The organism is Sneathiella limimaris (assembly GCF_012932565.1).
GTDB classification, from domain to species: Bacteria; Pseudomonadota; Alphaproteobacteria; order Sneathiellales; family Sneathiellaceae; genus Sneathiella; species Sneathiella limimaris.
In genome coordinates this window covers 1,364,506-1,388,865 of record NZ_JABBYJ010000001.1, presented here as the reverse complement: position 1 = coordinate 1,388,865, position 24,360 = coordinate 1,364,506, and the positions used below count along the sequence as shown (strand labels likewise).

Here is a 24,360-nt window from a genome sequence, read left to right as displayed (position 1 = left end):
ACGTATGTTTCCCGCGCTTTGAGTAGGGGGAACACAGATGATGTTAAATTTTCGTGAATGTGGCGAAAATGACAGACTCTGACCCGGACGAGAAGAAAGAATTCAAGGCTCGACTTGAGAAAGCCCGCAAGGAACATGTAGAAAAGTCCTGGGACGGGAATTTGAAAGTTGAGCAAGGCAGTGCGTTAGGACGAGCCTGGCGTCTCTCGGTTGAGATGATAGCGGCTCTGATTGTATGCGGTGTTTTTGGCTGGATGCTCGACAATTGGTTGGAGACCCGGCCTATATTTTTGTTAGTGTTTGTTGTGATTGGCATGATTGTTGGCGTTTATAACGTAATCAAGGTTGCCACTCGAATGAACCAGGCAAATATTGATGAATAAGGGGAGTGGGCAACTGCTTCTCTTTGTGCGAAAAACAGATAAGCGGGATTAAGTATCGTGGCAGAAGGTCAGGGACTCCATATCGACCCGATGGGGCAATTCCAAATCAAACGATTTGTCGAATTGGAAGCATTTGGTGTTGATTACTCTTTTACCAATTCCTCATTGTTCATGCTGATCGTTATTGCAGCGATTACTGTCTTCCTGACATTCAGCATGCGCGGCCGGGCCATGGTTCCGGGTCGCCTGCAATCCGTTGCTGAACTTTCTTATGAATTCATTGCCAATATGCTGAAGGAAAATGTGGGGTCCGAAGGACGCAAATACTTCCCCTTCATCTTCTCTGTCTTCATGTTCGTCCTCTTTGCGAACCTGATCGGCATGATCCCTTACAGCTTCACAGTGACAAGTCATATCGTTGTGACTTTCGCTTTGGCATTGACTGTCTTCATTCTGGTAACCATCGTTGGCATCGTGCGCCACGGGTTCAAATTCCTGACCCTGTTTGCGCCATCCGGAGTTCCGATCTTCCTGATGCCGATCCTGGTTCCCATTGAAGTGATTTCCTACTTTGTCCGCCCAATCAGCCTTTCTGTTCGTTTGTTCGCCAACATGCTGGCGGGTCATGCGCTCTTGAAAGTATTTGGTGCGTTCGTGGTTGGACTTGGTTGGTTGGGAGGCTGGCTGCCGCTTGCCTTTATCGTGGGCCTGACAGGCCTTGAATTCCTGGTTGCATTCCTGCAGGCCTACGTATTCGCAATCCTGTCTTGCCTGTACCTGAACGATGCAATTCACCTGCATCACTGATTACTCAAAACGATTAGATTGTTCTTTAAAGAAGGAAGAATATCATGGAATTAGAAGCCGCTAGAATGATTGGTGCCGGCCTTGCAACTATCGCCCTTGCTGGTGTTGGTCTGGGTCTGGGTAACATCTTCGGATCTTACATCTCAGGTTCTCTACGCAACCCAGCAGCTGCACCAAAAGTATTTGGTAACGTTCTGCTCGGCTTTGCTCTGACAGAAGCTGTTGCTCTGTTCGCACTGGTTATCGCTCTGATCATCCTGTTCGTTTAATCTCTTTAACCTCATCGTTAAAGAAGACTTGAACACTAGGATTTAGGAACGGTTATGCCGCAATTAAATATTGCAGACTTTCCTCCACAGCTTGTGTGGCTGGTAATCTCCTTCGTGATCTTATACATCATGATGGCGAAGGTTGCTGTGCCACGCATCTCTGAGGTTCTGGAAAATCGTCAAGACCGTATTGCCCGGGATCTCGATGAAGCCAAGCGCCTCAGCGAGGAATCCGACAAGGCAAAAGCGGATTATGAAGCTGCACTGGACAAAGCCCGGAGCGAGGCACATGCCATGGTTTCCGAGCTGAAAGCTGACCTTGCTAAAGAGCAGGAAGCTAGCCAGGCCGATCTTGAAGCCCAATTGGCCGAAAAAGCCAAAGCTGCGGAAGCCAGTATCGCATCTGCACGGGAAACAGCACTGTCCAACGTTCGGACAATCGCTGGTGAGGCCGCGAAAGCGACTGTTGCCAAGCTGATTTCTGTGGAAGTCACTGACAAAGATGTTGAAGCTGCTGTGGAAGCAAATGCGAAAGGACGTGCCTAATGCATTATGATGCTTTTTGGGTCGCCGTCGCATTCTTCATCTTCTTGGGTGTACTTGTGTACTTCAAAGTACCAGGTGTCATTGCCAAGCAGTTGGATGCCCGCGCAGATCGGATCAAAAACGAGCTGGAAGAAGCACAGCGCTTGCGTGAAGAAGCACAAGCCATGTTTGCCGATTACCAGCGCCGTCAGCGTGATGCCCTGGCAACTGCCGAGGAAATCGTCGCTAAGGCTAAGGAAGATGCTGAAATCATCCGCAAGGAAAGCGAAGCTGAGCTTGCAGCTGCCCTGACACGTCGTCAGGAACTGGCTGAAGCCAAAATTCGCCAGGCGGAAGAAAAAGCTCTGTCAGAAGTCCAGAACGTTGCCGTTGAGATCTCCATCGCAGCTGCTGAAAAGCTGATGAAGGACAATCTCAAAGCCAAGGAAGCTGGTGCGCTGATTGATCAATCTATCAAGGATCTGGGTTCCCAATTGAACTAAATTCGGTGTTCCCGTCAAAGAACAGCCCCGCAAGGTTTACCTCGCGGGGTTTTTTCTTGCCTGAATACAAGTCCCCCCTGCCCCGACACTCACGCACAAAAAAAGCCCCGCTATCTGCGGGGCTTTTCTCGTTTCTTTGATCTGACCGAGGATCAGGCTGCGTCGTTTTCCGCACTCCAACGGAGGATTGGTTTACGGGCAGCAGCCGTTTCATCAAGGCGACGACGCGGTGCAAAGTGCGGTGCCTGCTTGAAGAAGTCCGGATCATTGCTGGTCTTTGCTTTCTCAATGAGATGGCGAAGACTACCAATAAAGAGATCCAATGTTTCCTTGGTTTCGCTTTCTGTTGGCTCGATCAGCATGGCGCCATGCACGACCAGTGGGAAATACATGGTCATAGGATGATAGCCCTCATCAATCATTGCCTTGGCGATATCAAGGGTGGTCACCCCTGTATCCTTCAAGGTGCTGTCATCGAAGAGCGCTTCATGCATGCAAATCCCATCGAACGGTGAATGCAGCAGATCGTTCAAGCCGACCCGAACATAGTTGGCGTTCAGAACTGCATCCTCAGCAATCTGGCGAAGGCCATCTGATCCATGGCTCAGCATATACGCCATAGCCCGGATAAACATACCCATCTGTCCATGGAAAGTCTTCATCCGGCCAAAGCTTGCCGTGGCATCGCCGCTGACATGCTCCTGTAGCCCATAGCCATCCTTGCCATTGACGACATAGGGAACCGGCGCAAAGTCAGCCAATGCCTCAGAGAGTACAACAGGACCAGAACCCGGTCCGCCGCCGCCATGAGGCGTGGAAAAGGTTTTGTGCAGGTTGATATGCATGGCATCCACACCCAGGTCACCCGGCCGTGTCCGGCCCAGAATGGCGTTGAGGTTGGCACCATCGCAATAGAAGTACCCACCGGCAGCGTGAACCAAATCTGCGATTTTCTTGATGTCATTTTCAAAAAGACCACAAGTGTTCGGGTTGGTCAGCATGACACCCGCAACATCAGGTCCGAGGGCAGCTTCAAATGCCTCCAGATCCATCCGGCCGTCTGCACGGGCAGGCACTGATTCTACCTTATACCCACAAAGAGCAGCCGTTGCCGGGTTGGTGCCATGAGCTGATTCAGGGACCAGAATACGGGTCCGGCTTTCGCCCTTGGCATCATGAGCGGCCCGGATTGCCATCACACCGCAGAGTTCCCCATGGGCGCCCGCGGCAGGTGACATGGCAACGGCAGGCATGCCGGTGATGGTCTTTAGCCAATGGCCAAGATCATCAATCAGTTCCAGCGCCCCCTGAACGGTGCTGACAGGCTGCATAGGATGAATATCCCCAAGACCTTTCATGCGTGCCGCTTTTTCGTTAATGCGGGGGTTGTGCTTCATGGTGCAGGAGCCAAGCGGATAGAACCCGGCATCAATAGAATAATTCTGGCGGCTCAGACGCACGTAATGGCGAAGGACCTGAGGTTCCGACAGATCTGGCAATTCAGGATCTTCGGGGCGTTCAAGTCCACCAAGGCGGTTCTTCACCTTCTTAGGCGCACGCAGGTCAACTCCAACGCGTCCCTTGACCCCTTGCTCAAAAATCAGTGGCGTTTCGAGGTTGAGGGCTTTGTTACCTGTAAAGGTCCCATCCAGATCCACATTGCCAGAAGTGCCTTCAGGCCGGGTTGGACGTCCAACATTATTCAGCATTGGCGATCTCCTTCAGTGCGGCAACCAACTGGTCCACTTCTTCATCTGTATTCGTCTCTGTCACCGTAACCAGCAGCAGATTTTCAAAAGCAGCTTCACCCGGAATCAGACGGGAAACAGGGACGCCGCCCAGAATTCCCTTATCAGCAAGTGCCTCAACCGCTTTCTCAGCAGAGCCCGGCAGCTTGACCGTGAATTCATTGAAAAAACTGTCATTGAGAATTTCAAGGCCAGCAGCTTCCAGCTTTTCAGCCGCCGTGACGGCTTCGCCGTGGTTGATCTCAGCCAGTTGTTTAAAGCCAGATTGACCAAGGAGGCTCATGTGAATACTGAAAGCCAGTGAACAGAGACCAGCGTTGGTACAAATGTTACTGGTCGCTTTTTCCCGGCGGATATGCTGCTCCCGCGTTGACAGGGTCAACACAAAGCCACGGTTGCCTTCCTGGTCAACCGTTTCACCGCACAGACGGCCGGGCATCTGCCGCACATATTTCTGGCGCGTTGCAAAAAGACCGACATACGGTCCACCGTAGGACAGGGCCACACCAATGGACTGGCCTTCGCCCACAACGATATCGGCGCCCATTTCCCCAGGTGATTTCACCAGACCGAGGGAGACGATTTCTGTGACCACAACGACCAGAAGTGCACCCACTTCATGACATTTATCGGCAAGATCGCTCAAGTCCTGGAGGCGACCAAAGAAATCCGGGTTCTGAACCACAACACAAGCAATATCTTTATCCAGGTTGGCAGTCAGATCTTCGACACCATCCAGCACAGGCGCATCAGACGCGACTTCAAACTCGGTGAACTGAACGGTTGTTTCTGTCACTTCCCGGTAATGGGGATGAAGGTTACCGGAGAGAATAGCCTTTTTCCGACGGGTCGCCCGGCAAGCCATCAGAACAGCTTCTGCGCAGGCTGTTGCCCCATCATACATAGAGGCGTTTGCCACATCCATACCAGTGATCATGGCCACTTGTGTTTGAAATTCAAACAGGGCTTGCAAGGTTCCCTGACTGATTTCCGGCTGGTAAGGCGTGTAGGCGGTTAAAAACTCAGACCGCTGGATCAGGTGATCCACAACAGAAGGAACATGGTGGCGATAAGCCCCTGCCCCAAGGAAACACGGATTTTCAGATGGCGACAGGTTCTTCAGGCCATAAGCCTGCATTTTTCTGTCCACATCCATTTCTGGTGCATGGGTCGGCAGATCCAGAAGCCCTTTCAGGCGGGCTTCTTCAGGGATATCAGCGAAGAGATCATCAACAGATCCCACACCAACCTTTTTCAGCATTTCCGCACGATCCTCGGCGGTATGCGGCATATATCTCATTAGCCAAGACCTTCCACATATTCTTTATACTCATCGGCACTCATCAGCTCGTCCAGCTCTCCGGCATCGGAGATTTTAAGCTTTGCGAACCAACCGCTGCCTTCTGCATCTTCATTGACAAGAGACGGGTTGTCTTCAAGCTCGGAATTGACCTCAACCACTTCACCGCTCACCGGTGTGTAGACGTCTGAAGCCGCTTTCACGCTTTCAACAACAGCCAGGCTGTCAGATTTACCAAGAGATTGATCCATTTCAGGCACTTCAACGAAGACAACGTCGCCAAGCTGTTCCTGTGCATAGACGCTAATGCCGATAGTTGCGACATCGCCGTCAACGGTTACCCATTCATGATCTTTGGTATATTTGATGCTCATTACTCTTTTCCCCTAAAAACCGGCCCTCAGCCGCGATAATAACGTTGCTCAACAAATGGCATTTTAACAACTTTTGCCGCCCTTGGCTTCCCGCGGACGATCAATTGAATTTCAGTTCCCACAGACGACAGTTCCAGCGGAACATATCCCATGGCGATGGGGGCCTGCAGACTTGGTGCAAAACCGCCTGAGGTCACCTCTCCGATCACATTGCCGTCCAGGTCAGCAATCTCAGTATGCTCCCGAGCAGGGGCTCGACCTTCTGGCAAGATCCCGACACGCTTCATTTTCGGCTTATTGGCAATTTCTGCCAAAATAATGTCAGCTCCTGGAAAGCCCCCCTCTTCGCGGCGCCGTTTCCCGATCGCCCAGAGGAGCCCTGCAGATACAGGTGTTGTTTCAGTTGTCAGGTCATGACCGTAAAGGCATAGCCCCGCCTCTAAACGCAAGCTGTCCCGAGCGCCCAATCCGATCGGAGCAACTTCAGTTTCGCTCAACAATTTCCGACAGAGCACATCAGCAGCGGCATTCGGAATTGAAATTTCGTATCCATCTTCGCCCGTATAGCCGGACCGGGTTACAAAGCAAGGGAAGCCCCCAATTTCCATTTCCTGGTAGGTCATGAACGGCATCGTTGCGACATCTGGATTGTAGCGGGCCAGCACTTCGGCAGCTTTAGGTCCCTGCAAGGCAACCAGAGCCCGATCTTCCAGCACCTCAACAGTGACCTCACCGGAAAGAGCTGATTTGAAATGCGCAATATCCTGATCCTTACACGCAGCGTTCACCACGACAAATAGCTCTCGCGCACTTCGGCGAGTGATGATCAGATCGTCAAGGATACCGCCTGCTTCGTTCGTCAGGAAGCTGTATCGCATTTCCCCATCTTTCAGGGACTGGATATCGCCTGGAACCAGTTTCTCAATAGCGGCAGCGGGATCATCACCGCGGATAACAACCTGGCCCATATGGGAGACATCAAACAGTCCGGCAGATTCGCGGGTCTGCAGATGCTCTTTCATAATGCCATCAGAATACTGAACCGGCATATCATAACCGGCAAACGGAACCATTTTTGCACCCAATTCCAAGTGCAAGTCATGGAGAATAGTTTGTTTTATTTCAGAAATGTCGCCCATCTCTCTCTCAGTCCGCAAAGGAGTCTAAAAGCTCCCGCAAAACTGCTGCAGGAACACCCCCTCTGTCTTATGGACCTGAGAGATTTGACAGAATCTAGAGGATCCTGCTTACCCCTTCGGTGAAATCGATTACTCGATCTGCTTTCCAGAGTTTCATCCCCCTGCGGTCCGGGTGCCTGAGAGTTTCCGGGGCGGTTGCTCCTTCGGCGTCAGGCTAACCTGACTCTCCCGCAGGGATCTTCTGTATGAATGAGGAAAGATCATAGGCATGCTTTCCTTTCTGTCAAACATCTTTAGGGTCAATGTTTCGATTTACTGCCCTAGGTTAATTAATACTGTGCTTTTTCTTCGTTTGTTTTGAATCTCGGTCTAGCGCTTACTTTGTATTAACCAATTTCAGTAATGATGCATGTCAAACGATATATACCTCCACAGTAAAACAAATCTACGGTGCCATTTAATGAGACCCTCAGTCACCCCCACAGGAACCGAAAGAGTTCTTCATACAAAAGAAATTATCGTCAGTAAGACAGATCTGACCGGTAAAATCACTTATGCTAACAAGCAGTTCCTTGAAATTTCAGGATATAGTGAGGACGAAGTCCTTGGGGTTCAGCATAACTGTATCCGGCACCCGGATATGCCTCGCTCTATATTTCAGTTTCTCTGGGATCGGTTAAAGTCCGGGAACGAGGTGTTCGCCTACGTGATCAATCTTTGTAAAGAAGGCGATCATTATTGGGTGTTGGCACATGTCACCCCGTCCATGGACGAAAGTGGAAATGTCCTTGGATATCATTCAAACCGACGGGCTGTGAACCCAGAGGTTGTAAAGAATGTCATTGCCCCAGTTTATGCACAACTGAAACAAGTTGAGAATGCTGCCAGTTCCCCAAAGCAGGGACTGGCTGACAGCATGGAGGTCCTCAAAGCTTTCATCGCCGAAAAAGGAGGAAACTACGACCGCTGGATCTTCTCTTTATAGGAGCCGGCTTTCTTGAAGCAGATCATATGATCAACCCAAGACAAGTTTCCATTGGACTTTGAAAGACTGTTACCGACATGACTATTACTACAATTGCCCTAATCGTTATTGCCTTCCTAATCCCAGCAGGGGTCGCCCTGTTCTATCGCTCTAAAGCTGTTAAAGCTGCCAAAGAGCGGGACAATATGCTTCTTATGCTGGAATCAAGAGCGTCTGACTATGATGCCACTTCCGCAGTCGCATCTGGTACCGGCAGCATACTTGAGGAACTTTCCAGAACCGCAGAGGTCTGCAAAACTATATCCGAGGGGAATTTTGAGGCCCGGATCCTTAATATTGATCCGAGTGGCCCACTCGCCAACTTGCAGTGGTCTGTCAACGAACTGGTAGACCGCATTGACGCCTTCATGCGCGAGGCTGAAGCCTCCATGCAGCATGTAGTTGACCAGAAATACTACCGGAAAATCCTTGAATTCGATATGTCCGGATCTTTCAAGAAAACAGCTAACCGGATCAACGCCTGCACAACGTCTTTCGATGAGCGAACCAAACAGTTCGAGACAGTTATCCTGCAGTTCGAACAACAAATTGGTTCTGTTGCACATGCAATCTCAGAAAGCTCAAGAACCGTTCAAGGATCTGCCCACAACCTTTCAGATAATGCGGGTAGCACTGCGGATCAGGCAAAACGGGTTAGCACTGCGGCCCATAGTGCTTCTCAAGCGGTACAGACAGTGGCAAGTTCTGCAGAAGAAATGGCAGCCTCCATTCAGGAAATCGGCCGCCAGATCCAGCATTCCATGAACAATACCAATACTGCACGTGAAACAGCGCAAAGCGGCAATATCAAGATTAAAGGCCTTGCTGATGCTGCCCAGTCTATCGGTGAAGTGGTCAAACTGATTGAAGATATCGCCAGCCAGACTAACCTTCTCGCACTGAATGCGACAATTGAGGCTGCTCGTGCAGGTGATGCCGGCAAAGGCTTCGCCGTTGTTGCCAATGAAGTGAAAAACCTGGCGAACCAGACAGCTAAAGCGACAGAAGACATCAGTCGCCAGATCGTTGACATTCAGGCAGCGACCACTGATGCGGTTCAATCCATGGATACAATCAACGCATCTATCGAAGACATCAACAACGCGGTTCAGACCATTGCCACCGCGGTTGATGAGCAAAGCACTGCAACGAGGGAAATTTCACAAAGCGTTCTGAGCGCTTCCAACAACACTGAGGAAGTCTCCCAGAATATTGCAAGTGTCGAAAGTTCAGCAGATCAGACATCGTCCACTAGCAATGCCTTGTTACAGGAAGCCACAGGCCTTCAGAACAAATCCGAAGAGCTGGAACACAATGTGGCAGGCTTCCTCTCTCAGGTTCGAAAAGTCGTTTGATAGAGCCAAACCAACAGCAAAAAAACCCGCCGAAAGGCGGGTTTTTTATTGCTTAATGAATAAGTCTTAGCGGATTGTCTTCCGGTTATATTCCAGCTGTTCACCTGATAACTGGAACCCAATTACAATGGCATAGTCCGCACCTGTGCGGCCGCTCAAGATCGGGATCCGCTGGATCATTTCTTCCTGAACCGCACCGCGCTTCTGGCCCGCTGGAATTTGAATAGTCGTATCGAATACCTTCTTACTAAGAACTTTCTTGTCGCGATCGGCAATCGCCACAAAGAAAGGAACAGTTGGTGTTTCCGTATTCGCCGCGGGTCCTTTCACGACAGAGACCTGCAACAGCAGTTCAGCAACAACTAGCGCATCATCATCTTCATAAACGCATTCACCACCAATAGGCTCGATCACACCCTCAAAGGTAACGTCTACCAGGTCTCGCCCGGGGCCTTCTCTGAAAATAGTAATATTTTCCGCACCTGGCAAAACGGTCACATTCGGACATGGCAGAGGTGCTTGATCTGACCCAAACAGGTCTGTCGAAAAATTGCCCCCACAGGCTGATACAAACAAAGGTCCCATCAGGACAGCAAATGTTCTGAGCGTCTTTTTCATGACAGGTTGATCTGCCCTTTCATCTGATGGTTGCCCCTTGATCTGATTTATGTGACAACACTGGTAATCATCGGGGTTTTGATATACTAATTCGCCGAATTTAGGATGGTCTCATTTATTTAGCAACCCGGCTCTTGCCAAAGTCGCAGATAGAACCATCTACCGTTGCATTTTTGGGAACAACCCAGGTTTTGTGAACATGTCAGTACCGGAAAAAAAGCTTCTTCTAGCGGCCCCTCGTGGGTTCTGTGCCGGCGTAGACCGGGCAATCCAGATTGTTGAAAAAACACTGGAAAAATACGGGGCTCCCGTCTACGTCCGTCATGAGATCGTTCATAACCGCTACGTAGTGGAAAATCTTGAGCAAAAAGGCGCCGTTTTTGTTGATGAGCTGAACGAAGTTCCCAAAGACGCGCCCGTTATCTTTTCTGCTCACGGTGTGGCAAAATCTGTCCCGGCAGAAGCCGAAAGCCGGCAGATGTTCTATATCGATGCGACCTGTCCACTGGTCAGCAAAGTTCACCGGGAAGCTGAACGCCACGACAAGGATGGAATGGAATTGATCCTCATCGGACATAAAGGACACCCGGAAGTCATCGGCACCATGGGTCAGCTCGAAGAAGGTCGCATCTCACTGGTTGAAACTGTCGAAGATGCTGCCAGTTTTGAGCCGCGCCAGCCAGGCGCCCAACTTGCGTATTTGACACAGACAACCCTTTCCGTAGATGAAACAAAAGATATTGTCGAAAAACTGCGGGAAAAGTTTCCTGACATTGCCTCCCCTAAAAAGGAGGATATCTGCTACGCCACCACAAACCGGCAAGCGGCCGCCAAAAAGCTTGCAGAAAAATGTGACGGCATGCTGGTCATCGGGGCACCCAACTCATCAAATTCCATGCGATTGGTTGAGGTGGCCAAGAAAAATGGGTGTGAGCGGGTCAGTCTTGTGCAACGGGCTGCCGATATTCCCTGGGACCTTCTGGAGGGATGCAATGTAATTGGCATTACCGCTGGTGCCTCAGCCCCAGAAACATTGGTTGAAGAAGTCATTGAGGCATTCTCAAAACGATTTACAGTATCCATCGAGGAAGTGGTTACCAGCGAGGAGAATGTGACCTTCAAGCTGCCCCGCGTTCTGGAAAATTAATCCCGGTCTTTCAGGGGGAGAGGCGAAACCGTGGCGGTCTATACAGAAATTTCAGATGATGAACTGGATCAGTTACTAGAGCAGTACGATCTAGGTGAATTGCTGTCCTGCAAAGGGATCGCCGAAGGCGTTGAGAATTCCAATTTCCTCCTGCATACGGAAAAAGGATTTTATATCCTGACCCTCTATGAAAAACGCGTCAATGCAGATGATCTTCCCTTCTTTTTGGGGTTGATGGACCATCTGGCCACGCACGGATATGTCTCTCCTAGGCCGATTTCCGACAAGACAGGATCATCTCTGACACAGGTGGCTGGCCGCCCGGCAGCCATTATTGAATTTCTCGAAGGTCGCTCCATCAAGCGGATCACGCCCGAACATTGTGGCCTACTGGGTGACAGTCTGGCTGATCTGCATCAAAGCGCCGCCAGTTTCAAGCTGAGCCGGGACAACTCGCTGAACCAGTCCAGTTGGCAGGAGCTTTTCGATAACAGCATCGCCTCAGCGACTGATGGCATTCTTCTCGATGATGAACGGCAGGAAATTCAACGTGAACTGGATTACCTCGCCGCAAATTGGCCGACTGATTTACCATCAGGCGTTATTCACGCAGACCTGTTTCCCGATAATATCTTTTTCCTGGGCGGCAAGGTGAGCGGTGTCATCGATTATTATTTCGCCTGTAATGACTTTCTCGCATACGACATTGCCATCTGTCTTAACGCCTGGTGTTTTGAAACTGATCATAGCTTCAATATTACAAAAGCCCGCAAACTTCTTCAGTCTTATTCTGCACGGCGCGATTTAAGTCAGACAGAATTAGATATGCTGCCCCTTCTTTGTCGGGGAGCAGCCATGCGCTTTTATCTAACCCGTTTATATGATTGGATAAATCAAATTGAAGGGGCCCTTGTCAAACCCAAGGACCCTTCAGAATATTTGCGAAAAATTCGCTTCCATCAGGATGTAAAAAGCATTGCATCCTATGGGCTTTAAGCCGCGACCCTAGTCAAAAAGGGCGTCAATTTCAGCCTGGGTAATTTCATGACCTTCAGGTGTTGGGCCGCTCAAGGCAACCTCACCGTCCATTTGCAGGTCTTGAGCGATTCCTTCAAGCGCTGCAAACTGTTCTTCCCCACCCAGAATATCAATCATGGCAGCGATGCGATCTTCAACAAATTTAAGGGTTCCAACAACCTTTGAAATGCGCTGACCAGTAATGTCCTGGAAGTTACAAGCTTCGTATATCTTCATAACGGCATTACCAATAGCTTCGGTAATTTCCAGCTCTTCAGGATCCGTTGCGTTAAGCTCAAGGCTCTCGTTTTTATCCTCAATGGTCTCAACGGCGGCAAGAATGGCATTGGTTGCAGTCTCAGTATCACCGACAACAGCATCCAACTGGTCAGTCATTGCGTGAATTTTTGGTCCCTCATCCTGGCTATTAATCGAGGAAATTTCCCGACGAGTTTCCATAATGACACGAGAAAGCTCTTCCAGTTCCCGTTTAAGCTCAAGAGATTCTGCAAACTCCTTGCGAAACTGCTCAAGTAAATCCTCGTTGATCGCTGGCGCGGCTGCTTCCTGAACAGCAACACCGCTCGTAATATCCTGGCGCAGAGACTGAATTGCCTCCATGATATCGTTATATTGATCCTGACTGATACCGGCACCTGTTTCTGCCGGAGTTGCTGCAAAGCCCCCACCATTTTGCATTTGCTTCAATTCAGCGGTAAACATTTTTTTTTGCATATAAGTTCGAGAGCTCCCAAATACAGAATCCAAACAGGTCTATATTCGCATTCTGCTTATGAGCGCCTAATATAAAGTTAATTTGTCACAAATTGATGTTGCTTGATTTATCTGGCATAAGCTGTTCTTCACAATCAAAAGCAAGCGTTGAAAAGAGACAAGAGTGACTGACAAAAGCGTGACGATTTATACCGATGGAGCTTGTTCCGGGAACCCTGGTCCTGGTGGTTGGGGCGCCTTGATGGAATATCAGGGTAAAGAAAAAGAACTTTTCGGCGGGGAAGCGGAAACCACCAATAATCGCATGGAGTTAAGCGCTGCAATCAACGCACTCAACGCGTTGAAACGGGCCAGCACGGTCGAGCTTTATACCGACAGCACTTATGTGCGCGACGGCATTACCAAATGGATGGCCAACTGGAAGAAAAACGGCTGGAAAACGGCGGCGAAAAAGCCTGTCAAAAATCAGGATCTTTGGGAAGAACTGGATACAGCTATCAATCGTCACAAGATTAACTGGCATTGGGTCAAAGGGCATGCGGGCCATCCTGGAAATGAACGGGCCGATGAGCTTGCTAATAAAGGGATGGAAGATTTTAAATCAAAATAAAAAGGGGGAAGACTGATCTTCCCCCCAATACATAAAATGCCTGCAGCTCTTAGAGTTGACCAAGCAGTGTATTTGCATCAGATACTTCGAAACCACCTGTTTCTTCCAGGTTGAGCTGGCTTACGGTTCCATCATCCACCAGCATGGAATACCGACGTGAACGAACGCCAAGTCCAGCACCAGACGCATCAAATTCCACATTCATGGCTTTCGTCAGTGCAGCGTCTGGGTCTGCCATCATACGAACCTGACCAGCCTCTTGAGCCTTACCCCAAGCTGCCATAACAAATGGATCATTTACAGACAGACAAATCACTTCATCTACGCCTTTTGACTTCAACGCATCCAGATTTTCAACAAATCCTGGAAGATGTTTGGCTGAGCAAGTTGGTGTAAAGGCGCCTGGCACTGCAAAAAGAGCCACTTTCTTCCCAGCAAAAACGTCAGCAGTAGAGACTTTCGCCGGCCCGCTGGAAGTCATTTCCATCAGTTCCCCTGCTGGAATTTTGTCGCCAATTGAGATTGTCATTTTCTGTTCCCCGTACGTATATCAAATGGAGTATTTATTAGGTCTGAGATTATAGTTGTGCATACGCTTCTCAAAATCAAGAACTGCTTGAACCGCGCTTAATTCACTTTTGCGATGCCTTCTACGGCAAAACCATGGTCAAAAAACGTTGCAAACAGGTACCTTCCGCTCAAAGAGGGGGTCTTGCGAACGACTTCTGCCTTAATCAAAAAATCAGCACGTTTGTGATCTGACGCAATATTCGTCTGCTCAATTGTGAAGAAATCGCCATCCTCACCCTCCAAAATCAACACCGGATCTTTTAATGGAACGGTTGAGGTCACCTGTAATTGCAACTGACCACTCTTCGCTTCACTTAAAGCGAACCGGGTCACCAGATCAGAAGTCTTCAGGCTTGTTGGTGCTTTGTCTAAAAATGCAGTTGCCAGCAAAGATTGATCAAGACCAGAACTTGCTCCTGCCGGAATTTCCAACGCAAATTCCTGGGTCAGTGGGATGCAGATTTTCTCGCAAACACCATAGTCAACTGTCAGGCGCGCTTGAACCGGATTGGCACTGTCCTTCAACTTAACGATCAGGGGCAGGACAACTTCGTCTTCATACCCCCAGGTTAAATAACCAAAACTATCAAAAGCACTCGGCACAGGCCATTTTACAGAAACCCGTTCGATATTTTCAGACCCTTGCCAGTTAAACCTCGGTGGGATGCCAGAATCGCCGGGGCTCCGCCAATAGGTTTTCCAACCCGCCGCCAACTTTATCTGCAGTCCCAGCAGTAAAGTATTCTTTTCACCGTCTGCATATTGACCCGCTATCAAACGGGTTTTTGAGACATCAGTCTCAATCCATTCACTTGTAAAACTGGTGTCCGCTGAAACAGTTGAGGTCGGTCCCAAACCGCTGACTAGCACCAAAAGTAGAACAAAAATACCAAGTTTAATCTTCATTTTTTTGTAATTTTCACCACATGAAAAGAATAACCCTTCTATTCATGTAGTATAGTCGGGTTCAACTGTGAAGGACTATCACAATTGTGTCATCTGAACTGTCACAGAAAAGAGTAAGCGTATGAATGAAGACATCAGTAAAGATATGGAGCCAGATAAGGATGGTTATCTGGATGGTCAAATCCTGATCGCAATGCCGACCATGTCTGATCCCCGTTTTGAAAAATCGATTATCCTCCTATGTGCCCATGGTGAGGACGGCGCGATGGGAATCGTTCTGAACAAGAACCTGGACACGCTCTCCTTTGAGGACCTGCTGGACCAATTAAACATTTCCTATGAGGAATATCTTGGTGACCTTAAGGTGCATTTCGGCGGCCCAGTTGAGGCTGAGCGTGGTTTTCTACTTCACACGACCGATCATGTGCACGAAACCTCTATCATGATTGATAAGGATATCGCCCTGACCGCTACCATGGATATGTTAAAGTCTGTAGCAGAAGGAACTGGGCCGCAAGATTGCTTACTGGCACTTGGGTATTCTGGTTGGGGCCCCGGTCAGCTGGAACGGGAAATTCAGGAAAACGGTTGGCTAGTTGTTGATGCGGACACGGATCTGGTTTTTGGCAAAGCTGTCAGCTGTAAATGGCAAAATGCGATCCGGAAACTCGGGTTTGATCCAAGTGCGCTTTCAGGCGAGATCGGTCACGCCTGACGCTTTGTGAAGAGCGGCATTATGGGAATTCTCTTGCCCAATCTGATCACCTTTCAAGATCGCAAACAACAGATGATCCTGCCAGATCCCATTAATGCATAGATACTGCCGCGCCAGACCTTCAGAGGTGAAGCCAGCCTTCCTGAGCAAATTGGCACTGGGTTCATTCTCCACAAGGCAAGCTGCTTCTATTCGTCGGAGAGCATAATCCTCAAATAAAGTGGGCAAAAGCGCGCAAACTGCTTCCAGCATATATCCATTACGAACAAATGGCAGACCTGTCCAATACCCCATTGTACCCGTTTGGGAAACACCGCGCCGGATGTTGCTGAGCGTGATGCTCCCCAAAAGCTGGTCATCAGATTTTCGAAAAATGAAGAAAGCGTAGCCGTTATCTGCTTTGGCATCTGCAGAATAACGGCGCAAGCGATCGCGAAAATTTCGCCGGGTCAAACTATCAAGCGCCCAAACCGGCTCCCACGGGACAAGATGCTGGCGACTGATTTCTCGCACCGTAGACCACTGTCGCCAGTCTTCTAATACGGGATAGCGGAGATAAACCCTCTCCGCGTCAATGGTCCGGTTGCGTTCCCTGTTCCAAAAACTGTCCAGTAACATGGAACTCCAGACCTCCCGTGTTTATCGCTAGATTATGAATTCCCTAGTTAAATCTTGCCGCAAACCGATCATAGCTTTCAAGATTTTTTACAGGTCCCATTGATGCGATGGTAGGTGTTGCCCCCACAAAAAGCCTTTCCGCAACCTGCCGAAGCTGTTCAGCCGTAATTGCATCGATGGTCTCTGCAATCTCAGTCGCGGAAATAACCCGATCATAAATCAACATCTGCCGAGCATGAACTTCACAGCGGGCCGCAGGACTTTCCTGCCCCATCAACAAGCCGGCTTTATGCTGCGCTTTCGCCCGGATAACTTCTTCTTCCGTAATCGCTTCTGTCGCTTTCAAAAGCTCATCAACAACAACTCGGCTTAAGTCACCGATCTGATCTGGACCGGTCCCCGCATAAACGGTGAAAAGGCCCGTATCCGCAAAAGACGATGCAAAAGAAAAGATACTGTAGCAAAGACCGCGGCGTTCCCGAACCTCTTGAAACAACCTGGAGGACATACCGCCGCCAAGCAAACCTGCAAGGATCTGACTGGTATAGAAATCCTCATCCTTATAGGAAACACCTGGAACCGTTAGCGCGAAATGCACCTGCTCCAGATCCCGGGCTTCCCGATAGTCGCCGCCCTGATAATCTGCTGCATCCATATTCGATTGGCCATCAACGGCAAGGGCGCCGAACTTTTCAGTCGCAATCCGAACCAGTTCATCATGGTTGACCGACCCAGAAGCGCTCAATACCATTTTAGGCGCCAAATAACGGGAAGACATATAGTCCGAGACTTTCTCCCGGCTGAAGCCCCGCACACCTTCTGACGTCCCGAGAATAGATCGACCTAACGCCTGATCCGGATAGGCTGTTTCCTGTAAATGATCAAAAATTATGTCATCCGGCGTATCATGTGTTTGCCCGATTTCCTGGACAATCACTTCTTTTTCACGGCTGAGTTCTTGCTCATCAAAGGTGGAGTTTTGCAGGATATCACTCAGGATATCCACGGCGAGGTCCATATCCTTATCCAGAATGCGGGCGTAGTAAGCCGTCTGGTCGCGGCTGGTATAAGCGTTCAAATGGCCGCCAACGGCCTCAATGCTCTCCGCAATATCGAGTGCCGAGCGGGTTGTTGTCCCCTTGAAGGCCATATGCTCCAGGACATGTGAGATGCCGTTCTGTTCCGGTGTTTCGTGGCGTGCCCCTGTATCAACCCAGACACCAACTGCTGCGGTTTCAAGATGGGGCATACTGTCGGAAATGACCCGAAGACCATTATCCAGCGTTGTTACCTCTACTGTCATTCAGAACCTAACTTTCACTCCTAACGATTTAATATCCGTGCTTTACCAGATATGTAATTTTGTACAGTTTCCAAGTCATTTGGCAACGCATCAAGGCGTTCAGGCCGATCAAACAAATCCTGCATATGGGCTGGCAACTCCGGATAGATACCAGATGCTTTTTCGACTGCTGCAGGGAATTTCGCCGGGTGCGCCGTTGAGAGGGTCACCATCGGCACTGTTTTATCAGACCTACAGTCGGCTGCAACCTTAAGACCAACTGCGGTATGTGGATCAACCAGCTTTGCGCTTTCAGCCAATGTTTTCTGGATCGTCGCGAGGGTTTCTTCCTCGCTACAGGCACCCGCAGCGAAGATGACTTTATTGAGGGTTTTAAGATCAACTTCGAACCCACCATCCTCATCCAGTTGTTGCATAAAGCCGCGAACCGCACTGGCATCGCGACCACACAGATCGAACAAAAACCGCTCAAAATTACTGGAGACTTGAATATCCATACTGGGGCTAATTGTTGGATCAACCCCTTCTTTGCGATAACTGCCCTGATTGAAGAACCGGGACAAAATATCGTTACGGTTTGTGGCAACAATCAATTGTTCGATGGGTAATCCCATCTTATAGGCACAGAATCCAGCATATACATCCCCGAAGTTCCCGCTTGGAACCGAGAAAGAGATCGGACGATCCGGCCCACCTAAAGAGACTGCAGTCGTGAAATAATATACGATCTGAGCCATAACCCGAGCCCAGTTAATCGAATTAACAGCTGAGACTGCCAGTTGGTCGCGGAAATCATGATCGTTAAACATAGCCTTTACCAAGGCCTGACAATCATCAAAATCCCCTTCGATCGCAATATTATGGACATTGCCATCCAGCACTGTTGTCATTTGTCGCCGCTGGACATCTGACACCCGGCCCTTTGGATGAAGGATAAAAATGTCAACCGCATCCCGGCCCCGACAAGCTTCAATCGCAGCAGAGCCGGTATCACCAGAGGTCGCGCCAACAATGGTTACCTTCTTGCCTTGTTTTCCGAGCAGGTGATCATATAAAAGCCCCAGTAGCTGAAGGGCAACATCCTTAAATGCCAGAGTGGGTCCGTGATACAGCTCCATCAGAAAATCATTTTCTGCGAGCTGCGAGAGAGGGACGACAGCTTTGTGAGAGAAAGCACCATAGGCTTTCTCTGTCATAGCCCGAAACTCTTCACGAGAGATACTTCCCTCGACAAAAGGATAGAGAATAATCTCAGCGGCCTCAGCATAGGTTTTACCAGCCAATTCCCTGATTTCTTCATGAGATAATTGCGGCCAGGTTTCTGGGACATATAATCCACCATCCCGTGCCAGACCGGTCAATACAACCTCTTCAAAATTCAGCGACGGCGCTTCACCGCGCGTACTGATATATCGCACTTTATCTCTCCACCCACTATTTGTCTTTTGGGCTCAAAAATGAGGGAATTTCTCCCGTCAGCATATAATGTCTTTCTATACTGGCTTGACGCAAATGGACAGAGAATTCAACCCTACAGATAGCGGCTGATCAAATGATCGATGAAAGCTTGCGAGCCGAGCTCCGAGCCAGTGGCCTCCAATAGAATTTCATCGGTCGTGAGCGAAGAAGCCTTTTCATGGATATTGGTCTTCAGCCAATTCATCAATGGCTGGAACGATCCCTTTTCAATTTGCTGATCCAGATCAGGAATTGCATCAGACGCTGCCTTGAAAATCTGTGCTGCAGCCAACGCCCCAAGGGTATAGGTCGGGAAGTAACCAATTGCCCCACCCGGCCAATGGATATCCTGCATGCAGCCAAGGCTATCTGTAGGCGGTGATACCCTCAACAACTTATACATTTCGTCATTCCAGGCACCTGGCAGATCCGCAACCTTCAACCCACCATCCAGCAACGCCCTCTCAAGATCAAATCGTAAGATGATGTGCAAGGGATAGGTGACTTCATCAGCATCAACGCGAATAAAACCTCGCTCTACATGGTGATAAAGTTTCTTGAGATTATCAAATGTCCAAGCGTCGCCACCATTTCCAAAAGCCCTTTCCAGTATCGGATAAGCATAGCGGAGGAAAGGCTCGCTCCGGGAAAGCTGCATTTCTACAAGGAGCGATTGGCTTTCGTGCAATGCCATACCCCGGGCATCCCCAACCGGTTGTCCTCGCCACTCTTTCGGTAGATGCTGCTCATATAAGGCATGTCCAGTCTCGTGAAGTGTACCCATCAGGCTTTGGGTAAAGTCATCTTCCTCATACCGGGTTGTCAGGCGCACATCGTCAGGGATCCCGCCCGTAAAAGGGTGATGGCTGATATCAAGCCGCCCATGATTAAAATCAAAGCCAAGGGCTGTCATGAATTCCAGTCCAACCTCTTTCTGGTTTGGAATGGGATACATGCCTTTCGGCTTGATATAAGTTCCGTCTTTATCCTGTTTGTCCAGAACCTGATCCAGAAAATTGGGCAAAAATGCTTTTAAACCCGAAAACAGAGTTTCAATCTTTTGCTCTGTGCATCCAGGTTCATACTGATCAAGTAGCGCGTCGTAAGGGCTGAGGCCAAAGGCCTCAGATTTAACCGCTGCCAGTTTCTGAGTTAAGGAAACAACCTCTTCCAAGGAAGGTAAAAGGTCTGAAAACCTGTTTTCTTGCCGAGCGCTTCGCCAAATCATCTCACATTCGGAAGTCGCGCGGGATAAAGCCTCCACGAGGTCAGCATCCACAGCAGAAGCATGCCGCCAGTTTCGCCGCATTTCCTGTAAATTTGCCTTCTGCCAATTTGAAAGACTGCGAACGTCTTCTTCAGCCTCATCGAGCAGATCCGATAGTTCTGGAGCCGTTTGCATTTCGTGTTTCAGCACTCCAAGCAACGCCATCTGGTCAGATCGCGCCTCAGCCCCACCGTTTGGCATCATGGTCGCGTAGTCCCAACTCAATGTTGCCACGGCACCGTCAAGAGTTGCCATCCGGGCAAAGCGGTTTTGAAGATCTTCATAGGCAGACATGGGATATCCCTTATCCAGTTTTATTTTTAGCCTTACGCATCCCGTACAAACCGTAAATAACCAGCATGGCCACCGCAAGACCAAACCATGTGATCGCATATTCAACGTGATTATTTGGAACCGTAATTCGGGTCTGCCCCCCCTTTGGAAACCCTCCCGGGACGTCCATTTTATCCAGTTCAACAAAAACTGGCTCAACAGTCAAATTCAGATGGGCTGCCATAGCATCCAGCTCACCATAGAGCCAGACATTACTCTCAGCGTTGCTTTCTGGCAAAAACGAATAACTCTTTTCCCAGGGTTTCCGAACAATACCGGAGATTCGAATTTCGCCGGTGATATTACCCTCAGCTCGATCATCGGCTTCTTTCTTATATTCAGGCACCCAACCTCTATTTACCAACACGATTGTATCCGCATCAGACCGTTTGAAAGGCGTAATGATCTGAAAGCCTTTAAGGCCCTTTTCGGCATGGGCAAAAAGATGAATTTCTTTGTCATGCAGGAATTCACCCGTCAGGAAAACCCGACGATAATTCCATTCTTCGATATCATCGACCACAGAAGGCAGTTGCTGCGGCTGTTCCGCTAACTGCTGCTCCAGATTATCGAGGAGGTCTACTTTCCAGCTATAACGATTAATTTGCCAGAGACTTAACCCTAATAGAATCAAAACCAGGGGAATGGTCATCAGGGTTGGCAAAATTCCGGGGGAAAACTTTTTCATGTGTCAGGGGTTTCTTTATCTGCTTGCGTTTCATCGGCCTGGTTCTCGGCCTCTTGCTGGCTGGTAATATGTTTGTAGTGGAGCGCAATCATCACGCCTTTCAAGGGTTTCAGTAAACCCAAAGATAGGCCAAGAATTGCAGGAATCCATATTAAAAGCTGCAGCCAAAATGGCGGTCTGAACGCAAGTTGCACCCAAAAGCACAAAGCAATGACCACAAAGCCGACTATAAAAATAACAAAAACGGCCGGACCATCACCGCTATCAATCGATTTAAGATCCTGACCGCATTCACTACAGACCGGCTGTACATCGATATAGCCGGAAAACAATTTCCCCTTTCCACAAGCCGGACATTTGCAGGTAATGCCGGTGAGGAAAGGGGAAAAAACTTCTTTTGATGGCGTAGAAGACAAATCTACATCACCTTTTCCGTGGTTACGCTGCACCCCACCAGTAGATGGCAACGAAAAGGAACAGCCAAACAACGTCCACAAAGTGCCAGTACCAAGCTGCAGCCTCGAAGCCAAAATGATGGTTTGCGGTAAAGTGGCCTTTAGCTGCGCGGATCAAGCAAACCAGCAAGAAGATGGTTCCGATGATCACATGTGCACCATGGAAACCAGTCGCCATGTAGAAAGTCGAAGCGTAAACAGTTTCATCGAACGCAAATGCCGCGTGAGAGTACTCGTATCCCTGAACGATACTGAAGACAACGCCCAGAATAACTGTCAAAGTCAGACCCTGGATAAGACCTTTGCGATCACCATGCTGAAGCGCGTGATGTGCCCAGGTCACTGTTGTACCAGATGTCAACAGGATCAGTGTGTTCACAAAAGGCAAATGCCATGGATCAAAAACCTCAATGCCTTCTGGCGGCCAAACCGCACCAATTGCCTCAGTTGGGAATAACGCAGCATTGAAATATGCCCAGAACCAAGCAACGAAGAACATCACTTCAGAGGCAATGAACATGATCATGCCATAGCGAAGGCCTAGCTGAACAACCGGTGTATGATAACCCTGATGTTCGCCTTCTTTCACAACATCCCGCCACCAGGCAAAGGCTGTATAACAAAGAAGGATCATGCCAATTGTGAAAACTGCATATCCTTTGTCATGCATCCACATAACAGCACCAATAGCTGCAACGAACGCAGAAATAGACGCCAGAGCCGGCCATGGACTTGGGTCTACGAGATGATAGTCATGCTTTTTAGCGTGAGCATCTGCCATTTTTTAACTCCTGCAATAGCTCCAGTTCCCCCCAGAGCAATTAAACCAATGACCTTTTACAGATCAGTTAACCGAAGCGGAAGTATTTTCCGCCAGTTTTTTGTTTTTATCTTCATCTTCCAATGAGGCTGAACTCTCAACCACAAAGAAAGTGTAAGACAACGTAATCGTTTCGACTTCTTTCGTGTTGATATCTTCCTGAATCGCCGGATCAACATAGAATGTAACCGGCATATCAACACGTTGACCTGGTTGAAGCGTCTGCTCTGTGAAGCAGAAACACTCAATCTTGGTAAAATACTGTCCCACCTTCAAAGGTGACACATTAAAAGATGCTGTACCCGTGATCGGCTTATCAGTTGGATTATAGGCCTCATAATAGGCCAGACCAGTCTGTCCAATTTTCAGGGTTACTTTTCGTTCGACAGGCTTGAATTCCCAAGGCATATCCCGTGATGTGTTGGCATCGAAATCGATAGTGATGTCCTTATCCAGAATCACATCAGAGCCCATGTCCGCCCGCTGAGTTGTTCCACCAAATCCGGTCACACGGCAAAAGAGGTCATAAAGCGGAACAGCTGCATAGGAAAGCCCCAGCATACCGACCACAACAACAACCAGTCCAATTGCCATCCGACGCGATGTTTTGGAAGATGAACTCATATGACACCCACCTCCAGCTTCACTAGAGTAATCAGGTAAAACAGAATAACGATCGCCGCTAAAATTCCACCGACGACATAGTTCCGGGTTTTCAGGCGTTTTCTCTCTTCTTCCCGATCCATTAGATCACTCCTTTGACGATGGCTTCACCGAGAAGCAAAGCGAAGATCAAAAACAGGTAAAGCAAAGAGAAAGCAAAAAGCTGCTTGGCACTTTTCTCATCCTTCTTGAGCCAGACTTTCACGGCACCATAAAGGAATATTGCTCCAAGAATAGCTGCACCTGCGCCGAAGACTGGTCCTGCAAAACCCAGGAAATATGGTGAAACACCAATGGGCAGCAAAAGAACGCTGTAAATCAGCACTTGGCGGCGAGTAGCTTCTCGACCAGCCACTACGGGCAGCATCGGAACACCAGCGTTCGCATAATCAATATCCCGCCAAAGTGACAGGGCCCAGAAATGCGGAGGTGTCCAGAAGAAAATAACAGCAAAAAGCACAAGGCTTTCGATGCTGACGTCACCTGTTACGGCAGCCCACCCGATCATGGGAGGGAATGCGCCGGCGGCACCACCAATGACAATGTTCTGCGGTGTCCGACGTTTCAGCCACATAGTGTAAACGAAAATGTAGAAGGCAATAGTGATTGCTAGCAACGTAGCTGCAACCATATTAACCGCGAGGCCCATCAGAAGGACCGAAGCAACCGAAAGGGCTACTCCAATGCCAAGGGCTTCTCCTGCAGTTACCTTGCCAGCAGGGATGGGACGGTTCTTCGTCCGTTCCATAATCTGGTCGATATCTGCATCGTACCACATGTTGATGGCACCAGAGGCACCTGCTCCAACAGCGATACATAACAATGCTGTAAAGGCAAGGACAGGGTGAATGTCACCTGGCGCAACGGCCAGTCCAACAATTCCCGTAAACACAACAAGTGACATCACCCGTGGTTTCAGAAGGGCGAAATAGTCACTTGCCCGGGCGCCTTGATACGCCCGGGCTGTGCTGTCCTGTAACAAGCTTGTGTCAGACACAAGAGACTCCGTT

At 49.2% G+C, this 24,360-nt stretch carries 29 protein-coding genes and 2 riboswitches; of the genes, 11 read left to right on the top strand and 18 right to left on the bottom strand.

Annotated features, from left to right (window positions below; translation table 11 throughout):
• Positions 1-68 precede the first annotated feature (68 nt).
• Genes HH301_RS06745 through HH301_RS06725 form a run of 5 tightly spaced genes read left to right on the top strand, consistent with a single transcriptional unit; the run spans position 69 to position 2,487 of the window.
• Entirely contained in the window at positions 69-383 is a 315-nt protein-coding gene (locus HH301_RS06745) for an AtpZ/AtpI family protein (protein ID WP_169567825.1), read from the top strand.
• Between the two features lie 57 nt (positions 384-440).
• Complete coding sequence (locus tag HH301_RS06740; RefSeq protein ID WP_206378210.1) at positions 441-1,190, top strand: F0F1 ATP synthase subunit A; 750 nt, start codon at positions 441-443, stop codon at positions 1,188-1,190.
• 44 nt (positions 1,191-1,234) lie between these two features.
• A complete protein-coding gene (locus HH301_RS06735; protein WP_025898179.1) occupies positions 1,235-1,459 on the top strand; it encodes a F0F1 ATP synthase subunit C in 225 nt (74 codons plus the stop codon).
• A gap of 54 nt (positions 1,460-1,513) precedes the next feature.
• Positions 1,514-2,005, top strand: a complete 492-nt coding sequence (locus HH301_RS06730) for a F0F1 ATP synthase subunit B family protein (RefSeq protein WP_169567823.1) — start codon at positions 1,514-1,516, stop codon at positions 2,003-2,005.
• Positions 2,005-2,487 (top strand): F0F1 ATP synthase subunit B family protein, encoded by a 483-nt coding sequence (locus HH301_RS06725; protein WP_169567821.1) that lies wholly within the window; start codon positions 2,005-2,007, stop codon positions 2,485-2,487. The genes HH301_RS06730 and HH301_RS06725 overlap by 1 nt, the downstream gene beginning before the upstream one ends.
• 152 nt (positions 2,488-2,639) lie before the next feature.
• Here the strand turns inward: HH301_RS06725 and gcvPB are convergent, their stop codons facing one another.
• The 4 genes from gcvPB to gcvT are packed head-to-tail and all read right to left on the bottom strand — an operon-like array spanning position 2,640 to position 7,048.
• Positions 2,640-4,196, bottom strand: coding sequence for an aminomethyl-transferring glycine dehydrogenase subunit GcvPB (gene gcvPB / locus HH301_RS06720; protein WP_169567819.1), 1,557 nt, complete (start codon positions 4,194-4,196; stop codon positions 2,640-2,642).
• Positions 4,186-5,535 carry an aminomethyl-transferring glycine dehydrogenase subunit GcvPA gene (gene gcvPA / locus HH301_RS06715; protein ID WP_169567817.1) on the bottom strand — a complete coding sequence of 450 codons (1,350 nt, stop codon included), beginning with the start codon at positions 5,533-5,535 and terminating at the stop codon, positions 4,186-4,188. Before gcvPA ends, gcvPB begins: the two co-directional genes overlap by 11 nt.
• Positions 5,535-5,909: a glycine cleavage system protein GcvH gene (gene gcvH / locus HH301_RS06710; RefSeq protein WP_169567815.1), complete on the bottom strand. Its 375-nt coding sequence runs from the start codon at positions 5,907-5,909 to the stop codon at positions 5,535-5,537. Before gcvH ends, gcvPA begins: the two co-directional genes overlap by 1 nt.
• A gap of 26 nt (positions 5,910-5,935) precedes the next feature.
• Positions 5,936-7,048: a glycine cleavage system aminomethyltransferase GcvT gene (gene gcvT, locus HH301_RS06705; protein ID WP_169567813.1), complete on the bottom strand. Its 1,113-nt coding sequence runs from the start codon at positions 7,046-7,048 to the stop codon at positions 5,936-5,938.
• Between the two features lie 60 nt (positions 7,049-7,108).
• Positions 7,109-7,199: riboswitch (glycine riboswitch) on the bottom strand.
• A gap of 3 nt (positions 7,200-7,202) precedes the next feature.
• Positions 7,203-7,289, bottom strand: a riboswitch (glycine riboswitch).
• A gap of 219 nt (positions 7,290-7,508) precedes the next feature.
• On the opposite strand from gcvT, the gene HH301_RS06700 reads away from it, so the two are divergent.
• Both HH301_RS06700 and HH301_RS06695 read left to right on the top strand, forming a co-directional pair.
• Positions 7,509-8,033 carry a PAS domain-containing protein gene (locus HH301_RS06700; RefSeq protein ID WP_206378209.1) on the top strand — a complete coding sequence of 175 codons (525 nt, stop codon included), beginning with the start codon at positions 7,509-7,511 and terminating at the stop codon, positions 8,031-8,033.
• A gap of 77 nt (positions 8,034-8,110) precedes the next feature.
• Positions 8,111-9,427 carry a methyl-accepting chemotaxis protein gene (locus HH301_RS06695; RefSeq protein WP_169567809.1) on the top strand — a complete coding sequence of 439 codons (1,317 nt, stop codon included), beginning with the start codon at positions 8,111-8,113 and terminating at the stop codon, positions 9,425-9,427.
• A 66-nt stretch (positions 9,428-9,493) separates the two neighbouring features.
• Here HH301_RS06695 and HH301_RS06690 read toward each other — a convergent pair whose 3' ends face one another.
• Positions 9,494-10,045, bottom strand: coding sequence for a hypothetical protein (locus HH301_RS06690; RefSeq protein WP_169567807.1), 552 nt, complete (start codon positions 10,043-10,045; stop codon positions 9,494-9,496).
• A gap of 199 nt (positions 10,046-10,244) precedes the next feature.
• Between HH301_RS06690 and ispH the strand changes: the two genes are divergently transcribed.
• Together ispH and thrB are read left to right on the top strand one after the other, a co-directional pair.
• Entirely contained in the window at positions 10,245-11,192 is a 948-nt protein-coding gene (gene ispH / locus HH301_RS06685; RefSeq protein WP_169567805.1) for a 4-hydroxy-3-methylbut-2-enyl diphosphate reductase, read from the top strand.
• Positions 11,193-11,222: 30 nt separating this feature from the next.
• Positions 11,223-12,188, top strand: coding sequence for a homoserine kinase (gene thrB, locus HH301_RS06680; RefSeq protein WP_169567803.1), 966 nt, complete (start codon positions 11,223-11,225; stop codon positions 12,186-12,188).
• A 9-nt stretch (positions 12,189-12,197) separates the two neighbouring features.
• Here thrB and HH301_RS06675 read toward each other — a convergent pair whose 3' ends face one another.
• Entirely contained in the window at positions 12,198-12,944 is a 747-nt protein-coding gene (locus HH301_RS06675) for a hypothetical protein (protein WP_169567801.1), read from the bottom strand.
• 163 nt (positions 12,945-13,107) lie between these two features.
• Between HH301_RS06675 and rnhA the strand changes: the two genes are divergently transcribed.
• A complete protein-coding gene (rnhA, locus tag HH301_RS06670; protein WP_169567799.1) occupies positions 13,108-13,554 on the top strand; it encodes a ribonuclease HI in 447 nt (148 codons plus the stop codon).
• 49 nt (positions 13,555-13,603) lie between these two features.
• On the opposite strand, the gene HH301_RS06665 is transcribed toward rnhA, so the two are convergent.
• Both HH301_RS06665 and HH301_RS06660 read right to left on the bottom strand, forming a co-directional pair.
• Positions 13,604-14,083 carry a peroxiredoxin gene (locus tag HH301_RS06665; RefSeq protein ID WP_169567797.1) on the bottom strand — a complete coding sequence of 160 codons (480 nt, stop codon included), beginning with the start codon at positions 14,081-14,083 and terminating at the stop codon, positions 13,604-13,606.
• Positions 14,084-14,181: 98 nt separating this feature from the next.
• Complete coding sequence (locus tag HH301_RS06660) at positions 14,182-15,030, bottom strand: protein-disulfide reductase DsbD domain-containing protein (protein ID WP_169567795.1); 849 nt, start codon at positions 15,028-15,030, stop codon at positions 14,182-14,184.
• 121 nt (positions 15,031-15,151) lie between these two features.
• On the opposite strand from HH301_RS06660, the gene HH301_RS06655 reads away from it, so the two are divergent.
• Entirely contained in the window at positions 15,152-15,745 is a 594-nt protein-coding gene (locus HH301_RS06655; protein WP_206378208.1) for a YqgE/AlgH family protein, read from the top strand.
• Here the strand turns inward: HH301_RS06655 and HH301_RS06650 are convergent.
• The 10 genes from HH301_RS06650 to cyoE all read right to left on the bottom strand — a co-directional run bounded on the left by HH301_RS06650 (position 15,722) and on the right by cyoE (position 24,347).
• Positions 15,722-16,363 (bottom strand): GNAT family N-acetyltransferase, encoded by a 642-nt coding sequence (locus HH301_RS06650; protein WP_169567793.1) that lies wholly within the window; start codon positions 16,361-16,363, stop codon positions 15,722-15,724. The genes HH301_RS06655 and HH301_RS06650 overlap by 24 nt on opposite strands.
• A 43-nt stretch (positions 16,364-16,406) precedes the next feature.
• Complete coding sequence (locus HH301_RS06645; RefSeq protein ID WP_169567791.1) at positions 16,407-17,666, bottom strand: M16 family metallopeptidase; 1,260 nt, start codon at positions 17,664-17,666, stop codon at positions 16,407-16,409.
• A 20-nt stretch (positions 17,667-17,686) separates the two neighbouring features.
• A complete protein-coding gene (gene thrC / locus HH301_RS06640) occupies positions 17,687-19,084 on the bottom strand; it encodes a threonine synthase (protein WP_169567789.1) in 1,398 nt (465 codons plus the stop codon).
• Positions 19,085-19,197: 113 nt separating this feature from the next.
• Positions 19,198-20,685 (bottom strand): carboxypeptidase M32, encoded by a 1,488-nt coding sequence (locus HH301_RS06635; RefSeq protein ID WP_169567787.1) that lies wholly within the window; start codon positions 20,683-20,685, stop codon positions 19,198-19,200.
• A gap of 10 nt (positions 20,686-20,695) precedes the next feature.
• Positions 20,696-21,412: an SURF1 family protein gene (locus HH301_RS06630; protein WP_169567785.1), complete on the bottom strand. Its 717-nt coding sequence runs from the start codon at positions 21,410-21,412 to the stop codon at positions 20,696-20,698.
• Positions 21,409-21,828: a DUF983 domain-containing protein gene (locus HH301_RS06625; RefSeq protein WP_169567783.1), complete on the bottom strand. Its 420-nt coding sequence runs from the start codon at positions 21,826-21,828 to the stop codon at positions 21,409-21,411. Before HH301_RS06625 ends, HH301_RS06630 begins: the two co-directional genes overlap by 4 nt.
• Before the next feature lie 22 nt (positions 21,829-21,850).
• Positions 21,851-22,648: a cytochrome c oxidase subunit 3 gene (locus HH301_RS06620; protein WP_169567781.1), complete on the bottom strand. Its 798-nt coding sequence runs from the start codon at positions 22,646-22,648 to the stop codon at positions 21,851-21,853.
• A 63-nt stretch (positions 22,649-22,711) separates the two neighbouring features.
• The gene (locus HH301_RS06615) at positions 22,712-23,311 is read right to left on the bottom strand and encodes a cytochrome c oxidase assembly protein (protein ID WP_169567779.1); all 600 of its coding nucleotides are present in this window, start codon (positions 23,309-23,311) and stop codon (positions 22,712-22,714) included.
• On the bottom strand, positions 23,308-23,433 hold the full coding sequence (locus tag HH301_RS06610) for a DUF2970 domain-containing protein (RefSeq protein ID WP_169567777.1): 126 nt from the start codon (positions 23,431-23,433) through the stop codon (positions 23,308-23,310). The genes HH301_RS06615 and HH301_RS06610 overlap by 4 nt, the downstream gene beginning before the upstream one ends.
• Positions 23,433-24,347: a heme o synthase gene (gene cyoE, locus HH301_RS06605; protein WP_169567776.1), complete on the bottom strand. Its 915-nt coding sequence runs from the start codon at positions 24,345-24,347 to the stop codon at positions 23,433-23,435. Before cyoE ends, HH301_RS06610 begins: the two co-directional genes overlap by 1 nt.
• Between the last annotated feature and the right edge of the window lie 13 nt (positions 24,348-24,360).